Below are 20,946 nucleotides of genomic sequence, written 5' to 3' on the forward strand. Positions count from 1 at the left end.
CGAAGAAAAGGGGCTCAGGCGGCGGCCGGACGGCGCACGCACACGACGCGGAAGCGGCCCGCCACGAAGGCCGCATCGGTGAGGCAGGCATTGCCGGCGGGATTGGCGCCGGAGACGTGGTAGTCGCTGAAGGCCGCGCTCTGGTTCACATAGATGCCGCCCGTGAGGTTCACGGAGAGCGGCACGCCGGCGCGGGCATAGGCCGGCACGGCGCGGGCGATCTCGGCCTCGTCGGTGGAATAGAGGGCTGCGGTGATGGCGCCCTTTTCGCGCGCGGCGCGGGCGGCGCGGGCCACCCCATCCGCCGTATCGGCCACCGCGACGACAAAGGCGATGGGGCCGAACCGCTCTTCGAGATAGGCCGCCTCGTCGGCAGCATCCACCGCCAGCAGAAGCGGCGTCGCCGTCCGCGCGCCCTCCACTTGCAGGGCCGCGCTGTCGCGCACGATGCGGCCGAGGCTGCGGGCTTCCTCGATGCGGGCGAGGGTCGCCGGATTCTGGATGGCGCCCAGCACTGCCGCGGCGCGGGCGGGCTCGGAGAGGAGCGCGTCGATGGCCGAGGCGATGCCGCCGGCCACCTCGTCGAAGCTCTTGTGCCCCGCCTCGGTCTCGATGCCCCCCGCCGGCACGAAGATGACCTGCGGCGCCGTGCACATCTGGCCGCTATAGAGCGAGAGCGAGAAGGCGATGTTCTGGCACATCGGCCCGAAAGCGCCGGTGGAGGAGACGACGATGGTGTTGACACCCGCCTCTTCCGTGAACACCAGCTTGTCCTTCACGTTCTCCCGCAGCCAGCCGCCGAACTGGGAAGAGCCGGTGAAGTCGACGATGCCGACGGCCGGGTTGGTCGCCAGTTCCTTCGCGATGGGCGCCTCGGCGGTGTCGGGGGCGAGCTGGATCACGTCCGGATCGAAGCCCTCCTCCGCCAGCACCTCGCGGGCGATGCGGACGGTGAGCGCCAGCGGCAGGATAGCGGCGGGGTGGGGCTTCACGATCACCGCATTGCCGGTGACGAGATCGGCGAACAGCGCGGGATAGCTGTTCCAGGTGGGGAAGGTGGCGCAGCCGATGACGAGGCCGATGCCGCGCGGCACCACGTGGAAATCCTTGTCGAGACGGATGGCGGAGCGGCCCATGGGCTTCTCCCACACCACCGCGCCGGGCACGCGGGACATCTCCTCATAGGCGTAGGCGACGGCCTCCAGCCCGCGATCCTGCGCGTGCGGGCCGCCGGCCTGGAACGCCATGGGCCCGGCCTGCCCGGTGGTGTGCTCCACCGCTTCCGCGATGAGGAAGCTCGCCGTGTTGAGGCGCACGAGGATTTCCAGCGCGATGCCCGTGCGCTGGGCGATGGAGGCGGCCGCCCATGCGGCGCCGGCCTTCTCCGCGCGGGTGATCAGGTCGTCCACGGCGCGGGCGCGATAGGTGATGCCGAGGGCGGGACCGAAGGGAGAGACCTCGGCGCCGATCAGGGGCGCGTCTTCGCCCGCAGCGAGCTCGAACGGCTGGTCCTTCAGGGCCGCAAAGGCCGCCTTGGCCTCGGCCGCGCCGCCTTCGGGATAGGCCTTGGGATTTTCCGGGAAGGCCGCCCAGAAGCCCCGTCCGCGCGCTGCGGCAACGGCGGATTCGAGCAGCGCGGCGTGGGCCGCGAACAGGTCAGCCATGGTCCTCTCCCTGTGCCGGGACGCTGTGCGATGATGTTGACAAGCCCATCCCTTGCGCTAATGATTAACCGATCGTCCGGTTAATTCAAGAGGCTCCGAAAGAGCCCACAAGTGGGAGGACCAAGTGGAGGCGCATCTGAACGAAGCCGTGCTGACCGTCACGGACCATGGCGGCTGGACGGAGCTGACGCTCAATCGTCCCGACCGCCTCAATTCCTTCAACGAGGAGATGCACGGCGCGCTTGCGGGGGCACTGGACGACGCCGCCGATGAGAGCTGCCGCGCCGTGCTGCTCACGGGCGCCGGCCGGGGCTTCTGCGCCGGGCAGGATCTGTCCGCGCGCGCCAATGCCGAAGGCCCGCTCGACCTCGGCGCCACCATCGAAGCCTTCTACAATCCGCTCATCCGCCGCATCCGAGGCCTCCACAAGCCCGTTGTTTGCGCGGTGAATGGCGTGGCCGCCGGGGCCGGTGCCAACATCGCTTTGGCCTGCGACATCGTTCTGGCGGCGCGTTCCGCCAAGTTCATCCAGGCGTTCTCGAAGATCGGCCTCGTGCCCGATTCGGGCGGCACCTATTTCCTGCCGCGCCTCATCGGCGATGCGCGGGCGCGGGCGCTGATGCTGCTGGCCGAGCCTCTTACGGCCGAGACCGCGGCCGAATGGGGCCTCATCTGGAAGGTCATCGACGACGCCGCGCTCATGGACGAGGCGCGCGCGCTCACCGCCCGCCTCGCCACCCAGCCGACGCAGGGCCTCGCCCTCACCAAGGCGGCGCTCAACGCCTCCGGCGGCAACAGCCTCAATGACCAGCTCGATCTTGAGCGCGACCTGCAGCGCGAGGCCGGCCGCACGCCGGACTATCGCGAGGGCGTGAAGGCCTTCATGGAGAAGCGCGCCCCGAACTTCACGGGACGCCGCTCGTGACCGCCGCCGCCGAAACCGTGGCGCCGCTCTCCCCGGAGGAGATCGCCCGCCGTTCCGCCGACGCCATGTGGGCGACCGACCATGCGAGCCAGGGGCTCGGCATGGAGATCGTCAGCATCGGCCCGGGCACCGCGACCCTCGCCATGACGCTCACCGAGCGCATGTGCAACGGCTTCGGCATGGGCCATGGCGGCTTCATCTTCGCCTTGGCCGACAGCGCCTTTGCTTTCGCCTGCAACACCTATGACGAGCGCACCGTCGCCCAGCACTGCTCGGTGAGCTATCTGCGCCCCGGCACCGGCGGCAAGCGCCTCGTGGCGCGGGCGCGCGAGGTGAGCCGCAGTGGGCGCTCCGGCATTTACGACGTCGAGGTTTCGCAGGACGATGTGGTGATCGCCCAGTTCCGCGGCCATTCCCGCACCATCGGCGGGCGCATCACGCAGACAGACGCCGGGGGCGCGGACGCCCCTGCCAGCAAGAAATCCTGATCTAGCAGAAGATCCATCTGGAGGAGACGATGAACATGGCTCTGCCGGCACTGTCCCCGGGCCGTTCCTTCGAGGGTGGCCTCGATCCCGCCGAGCGCGCCTCGCGCGACGAGATCATGTCCCTGCAGCGCGAGCGCCTCGCCTGGTCGCTGCGCCACGCCTACGAGAACGTGCCCTTCTACCGCCAGGCGTTCGACAAGGCCGGCGTTCACCCCTCCGACCTGCGCGACCTCTCGGACCTCGCCAAGTTCCCCTTCACGGTGAAGACGGACCTGCGCGACAACTACCCCTTCGGCCTGTTCGCGGTGCCGAAGGAAAAGCTGATCCGCGTGCACGGCTCCTCCGGCACCACCGGCAAGCCCATCGTGGTGGGCTACACCAAGGCCGACATCGACATGTGGGCCGACGTGATGGCCCGCTCCATCCGCGCCGCGGGCGTGCGTCCGGGCATGATGGTGCATGTGGCCTATGGCTACGGCCTTTTCACCGGCGGCCTCGGCGCCCATTACGGCGTCGAGCGTCTGGGCTGCACCGTGGTGCCCATGTCCGGCGGCATGACCGAGCGCCAGGTCCAGCTCATCCACGATTTCAAGCCCGACGCCATCATGGTGACGCCGAGCTACATGCTCGCCCTCATGGACGGCTTCGCCAAGGCCGGGCTCGACCCGCGCGAGACCTCGCTCAAATACGGCATCTTCGGCGCCGAGCCGTGGACCAATGCCATGCGTCAGGAGATCGAGCGCGACTTCGCGCTTGATGCCACCGACATCTACGGCCTCTCCGAGGTCATCGGTCCCGGCGTCGCGCAGGAATGCGTGGAGACCAAGGACGGCCTGCACATCTGGGAGGATCATTTCTACCCGGAGGTGATCGACCCGCTCACCGGCGAGGTGCTGCCCGATGGTTCGAAGGGCGAGCTGGTGTTCACCTCGCTGACCAAGGAAGCCTTCCCCATCATCCGCTACCGTACCCGCGACCTCACCCGCCTGCTTCCGGGCACGGCGCGGCCGGGCATGCGGCGCATGGAGAAGGTGACGGGCCGTTCGGACGACATGATCATCCTGCGCGGCGTCAACGTCTTCCCGACCCAGATCGAGGAAATCCTGCTGGCAGTGGAGGCCTGCTCCGGCCACTACCAGATCGAGCTGACCCGCGATGGGCGCATGGACGAGATGACCGTGCACGCCGAGATCCGCGAGGAGGTCTATGGCGAGGTGGACGTGGACGCCACCGGGAAGCGCATCCTCAAGCGCATCAAGGACACCATCGGCATCACCACGCGCATCACCCTGCACGAGCCGGGCGGCATCGAGCGCACGGCCACCGGCAAGGCCAAGCGCATCCTGGACCGCCGTCCCAAGGAGTGAGCGGAGGGCCCATCGCCCTCCTTTGCCCCAACAAAAAAGGCCCGGCGCGATGCCGGGCCTTTTTCTTGTCTGCTGCCGATCTCAGTCGAGGCCGAGCGGCGCGAGGCGGTCCGAGACGATACGCTCCCACTCCGCCAGCAGCACCTCGTTGGGCGTGTGGCGCAGGCCGAGACGGCGGAGCGTGTCGTAGCGGGCGGAGCCGGCCACGCCGAACGTGGCGGCGACCCGGGGCCGCCAATAGGCAAGGCTCGCCCGCGCGCCGACCCGCCCGACTTCGGTGGCGGTGATGCGCTCCAGCCCTTCGAGTCCCAGCTCCGCATGGCGCGCCTCGCGCGGCGCGATCTCGCGGAACACCTCGGCCAGCGGCGCATAGGACACCCGCGACAGCTCGGCGAGCTGCACGCCGGTGGCGAGGCCCATGAGCACGTTCATCGCCACCGCGTCAGTCCATCCCGTGATGGGATAGTGGAAGACCGAGAGCCGCATGTCGTTGCCGTGCCGCACAGTGCCAAGATCGGCATCGCGGGCGACCCGCGCCGCCCAGTCGTGCTGCGCCTCATAGCGGCCGGTATCGGTGCCGAAGGCGCCCATCAGGTCGAGCACGCGCTCGGCGTGGTCCGCCTTCTCCAGCGTGATGCGGCTCGCCGCGATCCGCGCTTTGATGCCGGGCGCGAAATTGATGGAGGCGGCAAAGCCGGCCGAGCCCGCAAGCTGGCTGTCCACGAACGAGGACATGAGCCGCAACAGCTCGCCGCGATAGCGCGGCGGCACGTTGTCGGGCGAGGAGAGCACGCCGCCCTGGGCGAGATAGTCGTCGATGGCGATCACGTCGGACATGGTTTCCCCCTCACTCGTCGTAGGTGACGACGAGTTTTTCGGTGAGCGGGAAGCACTGGCAGGTGAGCACGTAGCCGGCGCGCACCTCGTAATCCTCCAGCGCATGGTTGACGGCCATTTCCACCTCGCCCTCCACCACCTTGGCGCGGCAGGTGGAGCACACGCCCGCCTTGCAGGCGTAGGGCGCATCCAGATTGGCGGCGAGCGCGGCGTCGAGCAGGCTCTGGCCCTCGCGCGGCATGTGGAAGGTGCGGGTGGCGCCATCCAAAGTCACGGTCGCGGTGGTGCCCGCGCCGTTGGCGGTGACGTTCGCCGACACCGCCTTGGCCTTCGCCCGGCCGGGCTGGCCGGAGGCGAACAACTCAAACTTGATCTGCGCGTCGCTGAGACCGTGCTCGCGCAGAGCGGCGGCAATGGCCAGCATCATGGGCTCGGGACCGCAGATGAAGGCGGTGTCCACCGACTTCGCGTCGATCCAGTGCTTAAAGAGACCTTCCATCTTCTCCGCATCGACGCGGCCGGTGAACAGGTCGATCTCCTGCGCCTCGCTCTCCAGCACATGCAGCACCGAGAGGCGGCCGAGATAGATGTTCTTCAGATCTTCCAGCTCCTCACGGAACATGATGGAGCTGATCTGCCGGTTGGCATAGACGAGGGTGAAACGGGACCTGGGTTCGCGCGCCAGCACCGTCTTGATGATGGACAGGAGCGGCGTGATGCCGGAGCCGCCGGCAAAGCCGAGATAGTGGCGATCCAGCTCCGGAGCGAGCGGCACGAAGAACTTGCCCATGGGCGGCATGGCTTCGAGCGTGTCGCCGGGGGAAAGGTTTTCATTGGCCCAAGTGGAGAAGGCGCCGCCCTCCACCTTCTTGATGCCCACCTTGAGGCAGCCCTCATCCTTGCCGGCGCAGATGGAATAGCTGCGGCGCAGCTCCTCGCCATCGAAGTCGCGGCGAAAGGTGAGGTATTGGCCCTGCGTGAAGTCGAACGCCGCGGCGTCCTCAGGGCGGGGCTTGAGGGTGACGACGACGGCATCACGCGTCTCGCGCCGCACGTCGACCACCTCCAGGGAATGAAACCGTGCCATGCGGCGCTCCTCGGGATTTTTTAATATTCAGATGCACTTGAAGTAGTCGAACGGCTCCAGGCACGAGAGGCAGCGATAGCTGGCCTTGCAGGCGGTGGAGCCGAACTGGCTCACCTTCTGCGTCTGCGCCGAGCCGCAGCGCGGGCAGGCCACCGTGAGATTGGAGCCGGAGGCGAGCCGGCGTGCGAGCGCCAGCGAGCGGCCATCGGCGGCGGTGTCGTCCACTGGCGGGGCGATGCCGTAGGCGCGCAGCTTCTCGCGGCCCTCGGCGCTCATCCAGTCGGTGGTCCAGGGGGGCGAGAGCTGGCGCTCAAGCCGCACGCGGGCGACGCCGTGCGCGTTCAGCGCCCGCTCGATATCGAGATTGATGACGCCCGTTGCCGGGCAGCCGGAATAGGTGGGCGTGACGGTGACGACGAGGGTGTCGTCGTCCCATTTCACCTCGCGGACGATGCCGAGATCGACCAGCGAAAGCACCGGGATTTCCGGATCCGGCACCTGCGACAGCCAGTGCCAGACCTCGTCAAGGGATGGCAGGGTGGCGGTCGCCATTCTCGCCCCCTACCAGGTCGCGCCGGGATAGGCGCGCTGCAGGAACTGCATGTCGGCGAGGATGTAGCCGAGATGCTCGGTGTGGACGCCGCGCCGGCCACCCTTGTGGACGTAAGCCGACGTCGGCGCCTTCAGCGTCGCCTCGCGCAGCACCTCGGAGACGATGGCCTCCCATTCCGGCTTGAGGCTCGCCGGATCGGGCGCAATGCCGGCGGCGGCCACGGCGCGGTCGGCATCATCGGAGATGAAGAGTTCGCCCACATAGGACCACATGTCGTCGAGCGCGCGCTGCATGCGCGCGTGGCTCTCATCCGTGCCGTCGCCGAGGCGGATCACGAGGTCGCTGGAGCGCTCCAGGTGATAGGCCGCCTCCTTGACCGCCTTGGCGGCGATCTCGGCGACGCGCGGATCGGCGGATTTGGTCAGCGCCGTCAGCATCACGTGGTGCCAGGCATCGAACAGGAACTGCCGCATCAGCGTCTGACCGAAGTCGCCATTGGGGCGCTCCACCAGCAGGCAATTGCGGAAGGCGGCGGCATCCCGCAGGAAGGCGAGCGCATCTGCATTGCGGCCCTTGCCTTCCACCTCGCCGGCGAGGCCGAGCCAGAGCTGGGTCTGGCCGATGAGGTCCAGCGCCGTGTTGGCGAGGGCGATGTCCTCTTCCAGCACGGGGGCGTGGCCGCACCACTCGGACACGCGATGGCCGAGGATGAGGGTGTTGTCCCCCATCCGGGTCAGGAATTCGAACAGAGCGGCGCGATCGACCGCGATCTCGGCGCTGGCCATCACATATGCCCCACTTCTTCGGGAATCTGGAAGAAGGTCGGGTGGCGGTAGACCTTGGAATTGGACGGCTCGAACAGCGGCCCTTTGTCCGAGGGGCTGGAGGCGGTAATGTCCACCGACTTCACCACCCAGATGGAAACGCCCTCATTGCGGCGGGTATAGACGTCCCGCGCATTCTTGATGGCGAGCTCCGCGTCGGGCGCGTGCAGGCTGCCCACATGGCGGTGGTTGAGGCCGTGCTGGCCGCGGATGAAGACTTCCCACAAGGGCCATTCGCTGGACATGGTTGTTCCTCCCGTTCCGGGCCGGACGGCGAGGCCGTCCGGAAGATGTGCTGTTGTTATGGTACGCCCTGACCGGCGATGACTTGGGCGCGGCTATTCCGCGGCGACGCGGGCGGCGGCGCGGCGCGCCTCGGCCTTTTCGGCATGGGCGAGCAGGCCGTCGCGGAACCAGGCTCCGTCTTCCCAAGCCTTCACGCGGGCGCCGAGGCGCTCCTTGTTGCAGGGGCCGTTGCCGGCGATGACCTCAAAGAATTCGGACCAATCCGGCTCGGAGAAGTCGTAGCCCTTCTTCTCCTCGTTCCACTTCAGGTTCGGGTCGGGGATCTTGAGGCCGAGATATTCTGCCTGCGGCACCGTCTGGTCGACGAACTTCTGGCGCAGCTCGTCATTGGTGTTGATCTTGATCTTCCACGCCATGGACTGGGCGGAATGCACCGAATCCTTGTCGGAGGGACCGAACATCATGAGGGCGGGATACCAGAAGCGGTCGAGGGCATCCTGCGCCATGGCCTTCTGCTCGGCCGTGCCCTGCGCCATCTTCATCATGATGTCGTAGCCTTGGCGCTGGTGGAAGCTCTCCTCCTTGCAAATGCGGATCATCGCGCGGCTGTACGGGCCGTAGGAGGTCTTCTGCAGCTGAACCTGGTTCATGATGGCGGCGCCATCCACCAGCCAGCCCACCGCGCCGATATCGGCCCAGTTGAGGGTGGGATAGTTGAAGATGGACGAATACTTCATGCTGCCGTCGTGCAGCTTGGCGAGCAGCTGATCACGACTGACGCCGAGCGTCTCGGCGGCGCAATAGAGGTAGAGGCCGTGGCCGGCCTCGTCCTGCACCTTGGCGAGCAGGATCGCCTTGCGCTCCAGCGTGGGCGCGCGGGTGATCCAGTTGCCTTCGGGCAGCTGGCCGACGATCTCGGAGTGGGCGTGCTGGCCGACCTGGCGGATCAGAGTCTTGCGGTAGCCCTCCGGCATCCACTCCTTCGGCTCGATCTTCTCGCCGCGGTCGATGCGCTCCTGGAAGGCGCGCTCCTCCGGCGAAAGCTCGGCGGCGGACTTCATGCCCTCGGACTTCACGAGCTGTGCGTACATGCTGTGTCCTCCCCGTAAGACCTGTTGGATCGGCCGTCTCATGCGCGGCTTCTGGCGGCGGGTGAAGTAGGCGCTCCGGCCGCTGCCGCCGGTCCTGGCAGGCAGCATGCTGCCCACTGTCCGGCACCTTGCGAACGTTTATATATTACAGAAAATCGTATTTCAAGTTATTTTCGTAACATTTAAAAGCCAGAGGCTGCGGCCTGACCATCGCATACCCCTCTAAGCCTTGAATCTACTCGTGATTTTCGGGTGGCCCGGCAGCGGCGCGCCGTCCTCGCCCACGGCATTTTCGTCCAGCCAGCGCTCCGAGGCCTCCACCAGACGGCCATAGATGTCGGCGCACACCGCCCGGGCGGCGAGGCCCGGCCAGTCCTCCGGCAGGATGGCGGAAGGCAGGATGGGATCGCGCAGCACGATCCGCCGGTAGTCATGGATGAGCAGCACGCGGGCGACCATCGCCTCGAGGTCGGTCAAGGCGGCGCCGGCCTGCAGCTCCGCCGCCAGCGGCTCGAAGGTGTCGATGAAGCGCCGATAGGCCTCCGCCGTCTGCTCCAGCGGCCAGGCGCGGGCGGCGAGCGCCCTCTGCTCCTCCGCGCTGCCGGAGACATCGAGCCGGAGCGCGGAGGCGGCCTCCTCGGGCACGCCGGTTCCGGCGGGGGCCACGAAGACACCGGGCAGCGGCATGCCGAAACCGTCCGCCTCCAGCGCCGACCGCGCCCCTTCGCGGGCGCCGGTCTCGATGAGCAGCATGTCGAAGTGCCCGTGCCACTCGGGCGGGCGGTGGCGGTAGATGTGCTCGGTGGCGCGGGCGAAGGTCTCGCGGCCCTTTTCCGCCAGGCGATAGAAGCTGTTGCGGCCCACCCGCGTGCGCATCAGCCAGCCATCGGCGGCCAGGCGCGACATGGCCGTCCGCACCACCCCATCCGCCACGTCCAGCCCGCGGAAGAAGGCGAGCAGCGTGCCGAGCCACACCGAGCCGCCGCGCGGCACGATGGCATCGCCATAGATGGTGACAATGATGGACCAGGTGCGCGAAGGCTCGGCGCGGACATGGTCAAGGATGAGGTCGAGGGCGCGGCGCGACATGGCCGTTCCTTATTGCGTTTTCGGGCGCGATCCTATTCCGCCGGTCGCCGCGCCTTCGTCGCGCGGGGCGCCTCGGCAGCAGCAGGCGCCGTGCGGCGGCGCGGGGCGGAACGGGGCTGCGCGGGCTTGCCCTCCGGCGGCCGGGCATCGGCGGCCTTGGCCTCCGGCGCGGACATGCTGCGCAGCGCTTCCTCCGCCCCTGCCTTGATGAGGCCGGTGACGAGGCGGGCATAGTCGGCGCGGGTCAGGCCCTTGCCGTCGCGAAACCAGAGATACTGCCAGTTGAGCATGCCGAAGGCCGACATGGTGATGGGCTTCAGCATGGGCCCGCGCCCGACGGACGGCACCTCCTCGGCAATGGCATCGGCGAGCAGCGTCACGAGCTTTCGCTCCAGCGCGCGCAGGGCCTCCTGCCGGTCACTGTTCAGCAGCTTGAGGTTGGCGATCTGCACCTGATGCTCGGCGTCGGCATCCTTGTAGGCATCGAGCAGCGAGGCCGACATCGCGTAGATCCGGCCGCCCACCGGGGCGTCGGCGATCGCCTTCTCCGCGTCGGCGATCAACTGCTCCAGATGCGAGGACAGGATGTCGAAGAGCACCGCCTCCTTGTCCGGATAGTAATGGTAGAGCAAAGCCTTGGATGCTCCGCAGGCATCCGCGATCATGGTGATTGACGTACCGGAATAGCCGTATTGCGCAAACAGCTCCGCCGATTTGTGGAGGATGGCCTCCCGTTTGGCCTCGTAATCCTGTGCACGCGTGCGAGCCATCTTGCCTGTCCATCTCGATCACCGCCGCAAGAGCCGGCTGCGATCGTCCGCCATGACTGGGAAAGGGGTTCAGATATCAAATATTGTCCGCCCGGTCGATCAATGATCCAGCGCAAGAGCCCTAACTGCAAGGCCCCGCGGAAGCCACACGCAATCAATTGACCATCCGGCCGGTTAATTATATGGTTCAGGTCCCGCCGGTCGAATGGCCAGCGGACGGAGGCGGGACAACCCGCTCCTCGGCCCGAAATGGACCTTTAGGAGGAACGCTTCATGGATACGCCCGCACGCCTGCGGCCGATGCTGCGCGCGGCCGCCATCATGCTCGCGACCGCGGTCGCCGGCCCGGCGCTCACCAGCCCCGCTTTTGCCGCCGATCCCATCAAGATCGGCTCCGTGGTTTCCGCCACGGGACCCTCCGCCTTCCTCGGCGATCCGGAAGCCAAGACGCTCAAGCTCTATGTGGATGAGCTGAACAAGAAGGGCGGCCTCCTCGGCCGGCCCGTCGAGCTGGTGCTGTATGACGATGGCGGCGACGCCAACAAGGCGCGCACCTTCGCCACCCGCCTCGTCGAGGACGACAAGGTGGTCGCCATGGTCGGCGGCACCTCCACCGGCGCCACCATGGCGATGATCCCGGTGTTCGAGGAAGCCGGCATTCCCTTCGTCTCGCTCGCCGGCGGCATCGAGATCATCGAGCCGGTGCGCGCCTTTGTCTTCAAGACGCCGCACACCGACAAGACCGCCTGCCAGAAGATCTTCGAGGACATGAAGGCGCGGGGCATCACGAAGATCGGAATGATCTCGGGCACGGATGGCTTCGGCAAGTCCATGCGCAACCAGTGCCTGAAGGTGATCGGCCAGTACGGCATCACCGTCGTCGCCGACGAGAACTATGGCGCCACCGATTCTGACATGACGCCCCAGCTCAACAAGATCAAGAACACCGCGGGCGTCGAGGCGGTGCTGAATCCCGGCTTCGGCCAGGGACCGGCCATCGTGACGCGCAACTATGCGCAGCTCGGCATCAAGCTGCCGCTCTATCAGAGCCACGGCGTCGCCTCGAAGAGCTTCATCGAGCTCGCCGGCCCCGCCGCCGAGGGCGTGCGCCTGCCCGCCCCGGCCATCCTCATCGGCGACAAGCTGGCGGCCAACGATCCGCAGAAGCCGGTGGTGGCGGAGTACAAAACCTCCTACGAGAAGGCCACCGGCCAGCCGGTCTCCACCTTCGGCGGCTACGGCTATGACGGCATCCAGCTCGTCGCCCGCGCCATCGAGAGCGCCAAGTCCGCGGACCCGAAGAAGATCCGCGACGCGCTGGAGGCCACCAAGGGCTATGTGGGCGTGACCGGCATCTACACCTTCGCCCCCGCCGACCATCTCGGCCTCGGCACGGATTCGTTCCGCATGCTGGTGATCCGCAACGGCGACTGGGCGATCGAAGCACCCGCCCGCTGATCGTTTCGCACACCCGATCCCCACCGCGGCGGCGCCACCACGGCGCCGCCACACAGACGGCGTGAGGACATGTCCGAATTTCTCCAGCTCGCCTTTTCGGGGCTGACGGTGGGCGCCATCTACGCGCTCATCGCCCTCGGCTTCACGCTGATCTACAACGCCTCCGACGTGATCAATTTCGCCCAGGGCGATTTCGTCATGATCGGCGGCATGGGCACCGTCTTTCTCATGGCGGCGGGCCTCGCACTCCCCGTTGCGGCGCTGATCGCGGTGGTCGCCGCCGTGCTGGTCGGCCTGCTGCTGCACCGCCTCGCCATCGAGCCCGCCCGCGGCGCCTCGCCGGTGACGCTCATCATGATCACCATCGGTGCGTCCATCTTCATCAAGGGCGTGTCGCAGATCATCTTCGACAAGCAGTTCCATTCCCTGCCCGCCTTCTCGGGCGACACCCCCATCCCGGTCGGCGGCGCCACCATCCTGCCCCAGAGCCTGTGGGTGATGGGCACCGCGCTCGCCCTCGTGGTGGCGCTCTATCTGTTCCTGGAGCACACACTGGTGGGCAAGGCGGTGCTGGCCACAGCCGCCAACCGGCTGGCGGCGAAGCTCGTGGGTATCAATGTCGCCCTCGTGCTCGCCCTCGCCTTCGGCCTCTCGGCGGCCATGGGCGCGCTCGCCGGCGTGGTGGCGACGCCCATCACGCTGACCCGCTACGACATCGGCACCCTCTTCACCCTGAAGGGCTTCGCCGCGGCAATGCTGGGCGGCATGGGCAATCCGGTGGGCGCAGTGGTGGGGGGCCTCCTCATCGGCCTCATCGAGACCTTTACGGCCGGCTACCTCTCCTCCACCTACAAGGACGCGGTGGCGTTCCTGATGATCCTCGTGGTCCTGCTGTTCATGCCGCGCGGCCTGTTCGGCAGCCGCACCGTGGAGCGCGTGTGATGAAGGCCATCCTGCGCTCGCGCCTCACCCCGCTCGTCGCCCTCGCGCTCATCATGGCGCTGGTGCCGATGATCGCCCCCACCTCCTTCCACCTGCGGGTGGCGGCGCTGGTGTGGATCTTCTCCCTCGCCGCCCTCGGCCTCACCATCCTCATGGGCTATGCGGGACAGGTGAGCCTCGGCCATGCCGGCTTCCTGGGCATCGGCGCCTATGCGGTGGCGATTGGCCCGGCGCGGCTCGGGCTCGATCCGCTTCTCTGCCTGCTGCTCGGGGCCGTGCTCTCCGGCCTCATCGCCTGGCTGGTGGGCCGGCCGATCCTGAAGCTGAAGGGCTATTACCTCGCCATCGCGACGCTGGGCTTCGGCGTCATCGTCGCCCTGATCCTCCACAGCGAGACCGAGCTGACCGGCGGGCCGGACGGCATGTCCGTGTCGCGCATCACCCTGTTCGGCTGGCGGGTGACGGGGGCTCTGAACTGGTACTGGGTCTCGGCCGGGGCGCTGCTCATCGGCGCGCTCATCGCCCTCAACATCGCGGCGAGCCCCACGGGGCGGGCGCTGCGCGCGCTGCACGACAGCGAGGTGGCGGCGGCCGGCGCGGGCATCGACGTCAGCGCCAAGAAGCTCGCCGCCTTCGTGGTCGCGGCGGTCTATGCGGCGGTGGCGGGCGGTCTGCTGGCGGCCATGAACGGCCTCATCACGCCGGAGGCGGCAAGCTTCTCCCACTCGGTGGAGCTGGTCGCCATGGTCATCATCGGCGGGCTCGGCTCGGTATTCGGCACCGTGCTCGGCGCCGCCTTCCTGGTGGTGCTGCCGCAGACGCTCACCGCCTTCCAGGAATACGAGCAGGCGGTGCTGGGCCTCCTCATCATGGTGTTCATGATCTTCCTGCCCCAGGGCATCGTGCCTTCGCTGCGCGCGATGATCGAGGAGCGCCTGCCGTGACCCCTCAGACCCCCCTTCTCGACGTGAGCGGCATCGGCATCTCCTTCGGCGGTCTCAAGGCCGTTGATGCGGTGAGCTTCAAGGTCGGCGCCGGCGAGGTCTTCTCCATCATCGGGCCGAACGGGGCGGGCAAGACCACCCTGTTCAACCTCGTCACCGGCATCTACCGGCCCTCGCGCGGCAGCGTGCGGCTCGACGGCGCGGACATCACCGCCGTCCCGCCCCACCGGCGCGTCAGCCGCGGCATGGCGCGAACCTTCCAGAACCTGCAGATCTTCTTCCGCATGACCGCGGTGGAGAATGTGATGGTGGGGTGTGCCCTTTCCGAGCGCACATCCTTCCTCGCCGACATGCTCGGCCTGCCCTCTGTCTTCCGGCAGAACCGCGTCACGCGCGAAAAGGCACTGGCGCTGCTCGACCGGGTGGGCCTCGCCGCGCTGGCTGACGCGCCCGCCGGCGCCCTGCCCTACGGCGCGCTGAAACGCCTCGAAATCGCCCGGGCGCTTGCCGCCGACCCGAAGATCCTGCTGCTGGACGAGCCGGCCGCCGGCTGCAACGCGGTGGAGACCGAGGCCATCGACCACCTCATCGCCGAGATCGCCAAGGGCGGCATCGCGGTGGTGCTGATCGAGCACGACATGAAGCTGGTGATGAAGATTTCCGACCGCGTGCTGGTGCTGGCCCAGGGCCGCCCGCTGGCGGAGGGGCCGCCGCGCGCCGTGCGCGAAAATCCGGAGGTCATCGCCGCCTATCTCGGGGACATCGGATCGCGGGAGGCGGATCGTGCTCACGGTTGAGGCTCTCTCCTCCTCCTACGGCCGCATCATGGCCCTACGCGAGGTATCGCTGGAGGTGAAGGCCGGCGAGATCGTCGCCCTCGTCGGCTCCAACGGCGCCGGCAAGACCACGCTCCTGCGCGCCATCTCCGGCGTGCAGCCGGTGCGCGGCGGGCGCATCCTGTTCGAGGGTGAGGCCATCGAAAAGATGGAGCCGCACCTGCGGGTGGTGCGCGGCATCTCGCAATCGCCCGAGGGCCGGCAGGTGTTCGGCCCGCTGAGCATCGAGGACAATCTGAAGCTTGGCGCCTACCGGCGGCAGGACGCGCGCCGGCAGGCGCGGCTTGATCATGTCTACGGCCTGTTCCCCGTGCTCGCCGAGCGACGCAGGACGCCGGCCATGAGCCTGTCCGGGGGCCAGCAGCAGATGCTCGCCATCGGCCGCGCGCTGATGGCGGGGCCGAAGCTGCTGCTGCTGGACGAACCCTCCCTCGGCCTCGCGCCGCTGCTGGTGGACCAGATTCTCGCGGCCGTGACCTCCCTGCGCACGGAAGGCATCACCACCCTGCTGGTAGAGCAGAACGCCTCCGCGGCTTTGGCCATCGCCGACCGCGGCTATGTTCTGGAGACCGGCCACATCACCATGGAAGGCACCGGCGCGGCGTTGCTGGACGATCCGAAGGTGCGCGCGGCCTATCTCGGCCTGTAGGGGTACTTCCGTAACGAAGCTGGATCGAGAGAGCCGACACGAACTGGCTCTAGGCGGTTGTGCAACTCCAGATAATCATGGTGGCGCTTGCTCCAAGCCCTGACCGGAGCCGGCTGATCGGGCGGTGTCCTCCGGGATGCCGCCCGAAATCGTTTCTGAACCGATCGTTCCTGGCCCCATCGTTCCTGGCCCGACGATCGCCAGCATGTCGCCCGGCGCACCGCGCGCGACGATCCGGCCGCCATCCATCACGATGATCTCGTCCATCGCCTCGAGACCCGCGCGTCGGTGCGTGATGAACAGCAGGGCCTGATCACGGGCGGCGCCCAGAACGCCCTCAAGCACATCGCGCTCGGTTTCGCCGTCGAGCCCTTCGGTGGGCTCATCGAGGATGAGGAGCGGCGCCTCCTTCAGCAGCGCCCGGGCCAGCCCGAGCCGCCGGGCCTGCCCGCCCGATACCTTCGCCCCATTGGCGCCGAGGAAGGTATCTAGCCCCTCCGGCTGGGCAGCCACGAAGGTGAGGACGCCGGCGCACTCCAGCGCCGCTTCCAGCTTCTCCGGCGACGCATCGGGATCGGCGACGAGCAGATTTTCGCGAATGGTGGCGGCGAAGAGGTGATCGTGCTGCGCCAGCACCGCCATGCGCCGCCGCAGGTCATCTGAGTTGAAGTCAGCGATGCTCGAACCGGCGAACGTCACTTCCCCCGGCGCAGGGGCGCGGAACCGGAGCGCCAGCGCGACGAGGCTCGACTTACCCGAGCCGCTCGACCCTACGACACCGATGCGCCGTCCGGGCGCGAGCGCGAGATCGATGTCGGTGAGGGCCGGACCGGACGCGCCCGGATAGGTCAGCCCCGCATGGGCGAACGCCAGCGTGCCGGCCTCCGGCACCGGCTTCGGCGCGGCGGGCTCCTTCACCGGCGGCGGACGGTCGATGAGGTCGAAGATGCGGCGGGCCGAGGCGAGCGTCGCCGGCAGGGTCTGGAAGGCGAGCGGCAGCGGCGCCACCGCCTCGAACAAGGAGAGCGCGAGCAGCGCCAGCATGGGCAGATCGGCACCGGGCAGCGTGCCCGCCAGCACCCGCGGCGCGCCGATGAGCAGCACCAGCACGAGGGAGGATTGCGCGAACAGCCCGACGCCTGCGCCGGCAAAGCCGAGAATGCCGGCGAGCCGGTGCTCGCGGGCGATGAGGGTGTCGCTCGTCTCATCCAGTGCGGCACGGTGGCGGCGGTCGGGATCGTAGATGTCGAGTTCCGCCCGCCCTTCCAGATGGTCCACCAGCAGCGCGTTGAGCTGCGCCGTACCGGCCGTCACCTCCCGCGATGCCCGTGCCCCGAGGCGATGGACGAGAAGCGGCAGGCCGAGGCCGGCGAGGAGCGCGGCAAGGCCGATGCCTACAGCCATCCCGCCATCATGGAGCGCGAGGACGGTGAGGCCAGCCGCCAGCACCAGCACCGCGGCGAGGCCGGGCGAGAGGATGCGCAGGAAGGCGAATTCCAGCCGGTCGATGTCGCCCTTGAGCCGGGCGAGGAGATCGCCGGAGCGCTGGTCCTCCAGCGCCGCCGGGGCGAGCGGGATGAGCCGGGCGAAGAACCACGGGCGCAGCGCCGCCACGAATTTCAGCGTCGCTTCATGCCCGACGATCCGCTCGCCGTAGCGCCCGACTGTGCGGACGACGGCATAGGCGCGGATCGCTGCCGAGGGCGTGAAATAGTTCACGCTCGCCCCGGCCGCGCCGGCCAGCGCCATGGCCGCGATGAACCAGCCGGAGGTGGCCATCAGGGCGATATGGGCGAGAGTCGCCAGCGCCGAGACCAGCACGGCCAGCCCCATCCAACCGGCATGGGGGGCCATCAGGCGCAGGAGGCGGAGCGCGTCCTTCATCCCGCCGCCTCCGCTTCGCCGATGGTGGGGGCGAGATCCGGCACGAGATCGCCATCGAGCACACCATGCCGCAGCAGGTGTGCGGGGGTCCCCTCCGTGACGATCCGCCCGGCCGCAAGCACGAGGATGCGGTCGGCACCGGCGACGCTCGCCAGGCGATGGGCAGCCACGAGGCCGGTGCGACCGGCGAGAAGGCGGGAGAGGGCGGTCTGCACGTCGGCCTCGCTCTCCCGGTCGAGATGGGCGGTGGGCTCGTCGAGCACCACGAGCGGGGCGGCGCGGTAGAAGGCGCGGGCAACCGCAAGGCGGTGGGCCTGACCGCCGGAGAGTCCGGCGCCGCCTTCGCCCACGTCCGACGCAAGGCCGCCGGGCAAGGCCGCCACCACATCGGCGAGGCCGGCATCGGCCACCGCGCGGACCAGCCGGGCCGGATCCGGCGCCGCTTCGCCGGGGGCGATATTGGCGGCGAGGGTGCCGGCGAACAGGCGGGGACGCTGGGGCACGTAGGCGATGCGGCGCCGCACGTCGGCAAGATCCAGCTCCGCCAGCGGCACCCCATTCACCAGCACCCGGCCGGAAGTCGGGCGCACGAAGCCGAGCGCGAGGCTGAGGATGGAGGACTTGCCGGCCCCGGAAGGCCCGACCAGCGCCACCGTCTCGCCGGCACCAATGGTGAAGCTCACGCCATCCAGGGCGACGCGCCCGTCCGGGAAGGCGAGGCGCACGTCCTCGAAGCGGATGGAGATGGCCTCGGGGCCGGGCAGCGGCGTCGCGCCGCCGCTCTCGGCGAGGGCTGGCATCTCCTCCAGCGCCACGAGGCGCTCGGCGGCACCGATGGCCTCCATGCGGGCATGGTAGGCCGTGCCCATGGCCCGCAGCGGCGCATAGAATTCCGGCGCCAGCAGCAGAACGAACAGACCCGGGAAAAACGCCATCTCGCCCCACAGCAGCCGGAAGCCGATGAAGATGGCGATGAGGGCGATGGACACGGTGGCGAAGAATTCCAGCACCGCCGAAGAGAGGAAGGCGACGCGCAGCACCGCCATGGTGTCCCGCCGGTAATCGTCGGCGACAGTGGCCACCTCCGTCACCATGCGGCCTGCGGCGTTGAAGGCCTTGAGCGTCGCGAGGCCCTGCACCGCATCGAGCAGATGCCCGGACATGCGGGCGAGCCGGCGCCACTGCTTCTGGTTCAGCGCCTCCGTGCCCCTGCCGATGAGGATCATGAAGACGGGGATGAACGGCGCGGTCGCGAGCAGGATGAGACCGGACACCCAATCGAACGGGAACACCGCCACCAGCACCGCGACAGGCAGCATCACCGCCAGCACGGACGCGGGAATGTAGCGGGAATAATAGGGCTCGACGGCCCGCACGCCCTCCGCCAGCGCCGCCACCAGCTCGCCCGTGCGGGCCTCGGCAAGGCCCACGGGGCCGATGGCCTCCACCCGGTCGAGGAGCCGGCTGCGCAAGGCGCGCATCACCTTGGCGGCGGCGGCAAAGCCGAAATGCTCGCTCGCCCACACCGCGCCGAAGCGCAGCAGGATGGCGCCCACGAGGGCGGCGAGTTCAAGCCCATGGGAAGAGAGCGCCTCGTGGCGGAACAGCACGGCATCGATGATGCGGGCGACGAGAAAGGCCTGCGCGATGACGAGGAGGCCAGTCGCCGCCGATGCCGCAAGGGATCGGCCGAGGTCCGCCCGCGCCGTGCCGCGAAAGCCCGACAGGAAGGCGGAGAGGCGCTTGCGATCGGTTGCGATGCGTCCCTCCCCTCGTTTGCGCGGCAGGCTGCAGGCCCCGCCTGGAGGCAGAGGGAGATACCACACGCGCCAGGCGCCCACACTGCGATGAAGGCGCCCAGCCGGTTAGCCGGCAGCCATGGGGCAAGCAATACGCGGGCGCCGACGCTCAGTCTTCCGCGTTCGCCCGCGCGGCGAGGCCTTGATGCAGCAGGTCCACCACCTCCTGCGGCAGGTCCAGGGCGAGGGCGGCGGCGCGGCCCTCCTCGGACATCTTGCCCCATGTCTTGGCGAGGATGCCCGCCACTTTCTCCGGCTCGGGCCGATGCTTCAGGAGAAAGGCATCGAGTTCGTAGGTGAGGAAGACCAGCACGGCCACGTCCTCCAGCACCTGCATATCGGCATCCTGCTTCAGCCGGTCCTTGCGGACGATCTTGCCGACGCGTTCCGCGAAAGCCGCTTCCAGGCCGAGGCCGAGGAGGATCTCGGTGACGCGCCGCTCGTGGACGTTCTTCAGCTCCGTGCGCCAGCGGAAATAGCCGGCCTTGCCCGCCGGATAGGTCTCGCGCGGGATGGTGAAGCGCTCGATGTGCTGGCCACGCGCGGCGATCTTCAGGGCATCGGAGGCATCGGGCCTGAAGCGGGCGAGCACCTGCGTCATGCGCTGCCCGTAAAGCACCGCAGCCGGCACGCTCCGGCCGTCCACCTCCACGCGGGCGGGATCGGCGCCATTGGCCGCGTCGATGGCGGCGTAGGCCTTCTCCAGCAGGGCGGCGGGAATCGCGTCGCTCGTCATCGGGGCTCCTGTGAAAACAATCGGCGGACTGGATCTGGCGGCCATCATGGGCGCGGATGCGCGCCTGTCTAGCGCAGGCGCAGCCGAGCCCAGCGCCACAGCGCCCGCGCGCGGCGCTTCAGCTCGGCGAGCCGCAACCATTCCGACACCGTGCGATGCACCGAGGCCGCCGTCTCGATGACATAGGCCATCCACCGGACCGTCATCAGCTGAGATTTGCCGGCGGTGAAGATGCGCTCGATGAGGACGAAACTCACCAGATGGGCCAGCAGGAACAGGAACGTTCCGGTGCGCACATGGCCATTGGCGATGTGGAGCAGCGCGAGGAACTTCACCGGCTCCACCACGCCATACGGGACGGCGATGAGCACCAGCACCGCATAAGCCGGCAGGCTGGCGACCCAGTGCTCGAACTTCTGCACCAGCTTCAGCGCGGAGAGCCAATCGAGCAGCGGGCGGTAGAGCGGACGGACCAGCTCATCGAGCAGGATGACGATGCCCACCACCAGCCGGAACGCGAGGCGCAGAACGGCGACCAGCGGATTGCGACGGCGGGACGGACGGGGCGGGACAGGGGATTCGACCATACCCCGATGATGCCGGGGAAACGGCAACGGCGATACATGCCGCTGCGGCAGGATGGGTTGGCGCGGAGCCCCGGTCCGCGCGGTTCCTTGGCGGAACTCGCCCAGTAACCGGCGCCGCCCCATGGCAACGCCGGAAACGGGCCGCTGACGGGCGCAACATCCCTTCAGCG

Annotated in this window: 21 protein-coding genes; 8 read left to right on the plus strand and 13 right to left on the minus strand. The window is 68.5% G+C overall.

The genetic code is table 11. The features are described from left to right. Window positions 1-14: 14 nt before the first annotated feature. The gene (gene paaN / locus D7006_RS19050) at window positions 15-1,664 is read right to left on the minus strand and encodes a phenylacetic acid degradation protein PaaN (protein ID WP_237354156.1); all 1,650 of its coding nucleotides are present in this window, start codon (window positions 1,662-1,664) and stop codon (window positions 15-17) included. Between the two features lie 124 nt (window positions 1,665-1,788). Between paaN and paaG the strand changes: the two genes are divergently transcribed. From paaG to paaK, 3 genes are all read left to right on the plus strand, one after another. After that, window positions 1,789-2,589, plus strand: coding sequence for a 2-(1,2-epoxy-1,2-dihydrophenyl)acetyl-CoA isomerase PaaG (gene paaG / locus D7006_RS19055; RefSeq protein ID WP_237354157.1), 801 nt, complete (start codon window positions 1,789-1,791; stop codon window positions 2,587-2,589). A 65-nt stretch (window positions 2,590-2,654) separates the two neighbouring features. Beyond that, window positions 2,655-3,077, plus strand: coding sequence for a hydroxyphenylacetyl-CoA thioesterase PaaI (gene paaI, locus D7006_RS19060; protein ID WP_237356952.1), 423 nt, complete (start codon window positions 2,655-2,657; stop codon window positions 3,075-3,077). Window positions 3,078-3,112: 35 nt separating this feature from the next. Next, entirely contained in the window at window positions 3,113-4,444 is a 1,332-nt protein-coding gene (gene paaK / locus D7006_RS19065; RefSeq protein WP_169123886.1) for a phenylacetate--CoA ligase PaaK, read from the plus strand. A gap of 81 nt (window positions 4,445-4,525) precedes the next feature. Here paaK and D7006_RS19070 read toward each other — a convergent pair whose 3' ends face one another. The 8 genes from D7006_RS19070 to D7006_RS19105 form a co-directional block, all read right to left on the minus strand. Next, on the minus strand, window positions 4,526-5,281 hold the full coding sequence (locus D7006_RS19070) for a Phenylacetic acid catabolic protein (RefSeq protein ID WP_237354158.1): 756 nt from the start codon (window positions 5,279-5,281) through the stop codon (window positions 4,526-4,528). 10 nt (window positions 5,282-5,291) lie between these two features. Continuing rightward, a complete protein-coding gene (paaE, locus tag D7006_RS19075) occupies window positions 5,292-6,368 on the minus strand; it encodes a 1,2-phenylacetyl-CoA epoxidase subunit PaaE (protein WP_237354159.1) in 1,077 nt (358 codons plus the stop codon). A 27-nt stretch (window positions 6,369-6,395) separates the two neighbouring features. After that, complete coding sequence (gene paaD / locus D7006_RS19080; RefSeq protein ID WP_169123841.1) at window positions 6,396-6,920, minus strand: 1,2-phenylacetyl-CoA epoxidase subunit PaaD; 525 nt, start codon at window positions 6,918-6,920, stop codon at window positions 6,396-6,398. A 9-nt stretch (window positions 6,921-6,929) separates the two neighbouring features. Further along, window positions 6,930-7,706, minus strand: coding sequence for a 1,2-phenylacetyl-CoA epoxidase subunit PaaC (gene paaC / locus D7006_RS19085; protein WP_210257830.1), 777 nt, complete (start codon window positions 7,704-7,706; stop codon window positions 6,930-6,932). Then, a complete protein-coding gene (gene paaB, locus D7006_RS19090; protein WP_024280576.1) occupies window positions 7,706-7,990 on the minus strand; it encodes a 1,2-phenylacetyl-CoA epoxidase subunit PaaB in 285 nt (94 codons plus the stop codon). Before paaB ends, paaC begins: the two co-directional genes overlap by 1 nt. Window positions 7,991-8,083: 93 nt before the next feature. Next, window positions 8,084-9,082: a 1,2-phenylacetyl-CoA epoxidase subunit PaaA gene (gene paaA / locus D7006_RS19095; protein ID WP_024280577.1), complete on the minus strand. Its 999-nt coding sequence runs from the start codon at window positions 9,080-9,082 to the stop codon at window positions 8,084-8,086. A gap of 222 nt (window positions 9,083-9,304) precedes the next feature. Beyond that, the gene (paaX, locus tag D7006_RS19100) at window positions 9,305-10,171 is read right to left on the minus strand and encodes a phenylacetic acid degradation operon negative regulatory protein PaaX (RefSeq protein WP_237354160.1); all 867 of its coding nucleotides are present in this window, start codon (window positions 10,169-10,171) and stop codon (window positions 9,305-9,307) included. Between the two features lie 32 nt (window positions 10,172-10,203). Next, complete coding sequence (locus D7006_RS19105) at window positions 10,204-10,941, minus strand: TetR/AcrR family transcriptional regulator (RefSeq protein WP_237354161.1); 738 nt, start codon at window positions 10,939-10,941, stop codon at window positions 10,204-10,206. 273 nt (window positions 10,942-11,214) lie between these two features. Between D7006_RS19105 and D7006_RS19110 the strand changes: the two genes are divergently transcribed. The 5 genes from D7006_RS19110 to D7006_RS19130 all read left to right on the plus strand — a co-directional run bounded on the left by D7006_RS19110 (window position 11,215) and on the right by D7006_RS19130 (window position 15,770). Beyond that, entirely contained in the window at window positions 11,215-12,399 is a 1,185-nt protein-coding gene (locus D7006_RS19110) for an ABC transporter substrate-binding protein (RefSeq protein WP_371744965.1), read from the plus strand. A 69-nt stretch (window positions 12,400-12,468) separates the two neighbouring features. Next, complete coding sequence (locus tag D7006_RS19115) at window positions 12,469-13,341, plus strand: branched-chain amino acid ABC transporter permease (RefSeq protein ID WP_237354162.1); 873 nt, start codon at window positions 12,469-12,471, stop codon at window positions 13,339-13,341. Continuing rightward, window positions 13,341-14,285: a branched-chain amino acid ABC transporter permease gene (locus D7006_RS19120; RefSeq protein ID WP_169123837.1), complete on the plus strand. Its 945-nt coding sequence runs from the start codon at window positions 13,341-13,343 to the stop codon at window positions 14,283-14,285. Before D7006_RS19115 ends, D7006_RS19120 begins: the two co-directional genes overlap by 1 nt. Next, window positions 14,282-15,082, plus strand: a complete 801-nt coding sequence (locus D7006_RS19125) for an ABC transporter ATP-binding protein (protein ID WP_169123836.1) — start codon at window positions 14,282-14,284, stop codon at window positions 15,080-15,082. The genes D7006_RS19120 and D7006_RS19125 overlap by 4 nt, the downstream gene beginning before the upstream one ends. Beyond that, entirely contained in the window at window positions 15,069-15,770 is a 702-nt protein-coding gene (locus tag D7006_RS19130) for an ABC transporter ATP-binding protein (protein ID WP_229645414.1), read from the plus strand. Before D7006_RS19125 ends, D7006_RS19130 begins: the two co-directional genes overlap by 14 nt. A gap of 75 nt (window positions 15,771-15,845) precedes the next feature. Here D7006_RS19130 and cydC read toward each other — a convergent pair whose 3' ends face one another. The 4 genes from cydC to D7006_RS19150 all read right to left on the minus strand — a co-directional run bounded on the left by cydC (window position 15,846) and on the right by D7006_RS19150 (window position 20,776). Further along, window positions 15,846-17,654, minus strand: a complete 1,809-nt coding sequence (gene cydC, locus D7006_RS19135; protein ID WP_237354163.1) for a thiol reductant ABC exporter subunit CydC — start codon at window positions 17,652-17,654, stop codon at window positions 15,846-15,848. Beyond that, window positions 17,651-19,480, minus strand: coding sequence for a thiol reductant ABC exporter subunit CydD (gene cydD / locus D7006_RS19140; protein WP_237354164.1), 1,830 nt, complete (start codon window positions 19,478-19,480; stop codon window positions 17,651-17,653). The genes cydC and cydD overlap by 4 nt, the downstream gene beginning before the upstream one ends. Before the next feature lie 82 nt (window positions 19,481-19,562). Next, entirely contained in the window at window positions 19,563-20,189 is a 627-nt protein-coding gene (locus tag D7006_RS19145; RefSeq protein WP_237354165.1) for a DUF4202 domain-containing protein, read from the minus strand. Window positions 20,190-20,257: 68 nt separating this feature from the next. Next, entirely contained in the window at window positions 20,258-20,776 is a 519-nt protein-coding gene (locus D7006_RS19150; RefSeq protein ID WP_237354166.1) for a hypothetical protein, read from the minus strand. Window positions 20,777-20,946 lie beyond the last annotated feature (170 nt).

Source organism: Xanthobacter sp. YC-JY1 (assembly GCF_021730305.1).
Lineage (GTDB): Bacteria > Pseudomonadota > Alphaproteobacteria > Rhizobiales > Xanthobacteraceae > Xanthobacter > Xanthobacter flavus.

Coding starts and splice junctions, on each gene's coding strand:
- paaI (WP_237356952.1), top strand. CDS start 2,655: ATGTGGGCGACCGACCATGCGAGCCAGGGGCTCGGCATGGAGATCGTC.
- D7006_RS19115 (WP_237354162.1), top strand. CDS start 12,469: ATGTCCGAATTTCTCCAGCTCGCCTTTTCGGGGCTGACGGTGGGCGCC.
- paaD (WP_169123841.1), bottom strand. CDS start 6,920: ATGGCGACCGCCACCCTGCCATCCCTTGACGAGGTCTGGCACTGGCTG.
- D7006_RS19070 (WP_237354158.1), bottom strand. CDS start 5,281: ATGTCCGACGTGATCGCCATCGACGACTATCTCGCCCAGGGCGGCGTG.
- D7006_RS19145 (WP_237354165.1), bottom strand. CDS start 20,189: ATGACGAGCGACGCGATTCCCGCCGCCCTGCTGGAGAAGGCCTACGCC.
- paaX (WP_237354160.1), bottom strand. CDS start 10,171: ATGTCGCGCCGCGCCCTCGACCTCATCCTTGACCATGTCCGCGCCGAG.
- D7006_RS19105 (WP_237354161.1), bottom strand. CDS start 10,941: ATGGCTCGCACGCGTGCACAGGATTACGAGGCCAAACGGGAGGCCATC.
- paaE (WP_237354159.1), bottom strand. CDS start 6,368: ATGGCACGGTTTCATTCCCTGGAGGTGGTCGACGTGCGGCGCGAGACG.
- paaA (WP_024280577.1), bottom strand. CDS start 9,082: ATGTACGCACAGCTCGTGAAGTCCGAGGGCATGAAGTCCGCCGCCGAG.
- paaC (WP_210257830.1), bottom strand. CDS start 7,706: ATGGCCAGCGCCGAGATCGCGGTCGATCGCGCCGCTCTGTTCGAATTC.
- D7006_RS19150 (WP_237354166.1), bottom strand. CDS start 20,776: ATGGTCGAATCCCCTGTCCCGCCCCGTCCGTCCCGCCGTCGCAATCCG.
- paaK (WP_169123886.1), top strand. CDS start 3,113: ATGGCTCTGCCGGCACTGTCCCCGGGCCGTTCCTTCGAGGGTGGCCTC.
- paaB (WP_024280576.1), bottom strand. CDS start 7,990: ATGTCCAGCGAATGGCCCTTGTGGGAAGTCTTCATCCGCGGCCAGCAC.
- D7006_RS19120 (WP_169123837.1), top strand. CDS start 13,341: ATGAAGGCCATCCTGCGCTCGCGCCTCACCCCGCTCGTCGCCCTCGCG.
- D7006_RS19110 (WP_371744965.1), top strand. CDS start 11,215: ATGGATACGCCCGCACGCCTGCGGCCGATGCTGCGCGCGGCCGCCATC.
- cydC (WP_237354163.1), bottom strand. CDS start 17,654: ATGAAGGACGCGCTCCGCCTCCTGCGCCTGATGGCCCCCCATGCCGGT.
- paaN (WP_237354156.1), bottom strand. CDS start 1,664: ATGGCTGACCTGTTCGCGGCCCACGCCGCGCTGCTCGAATCCGCCGTT.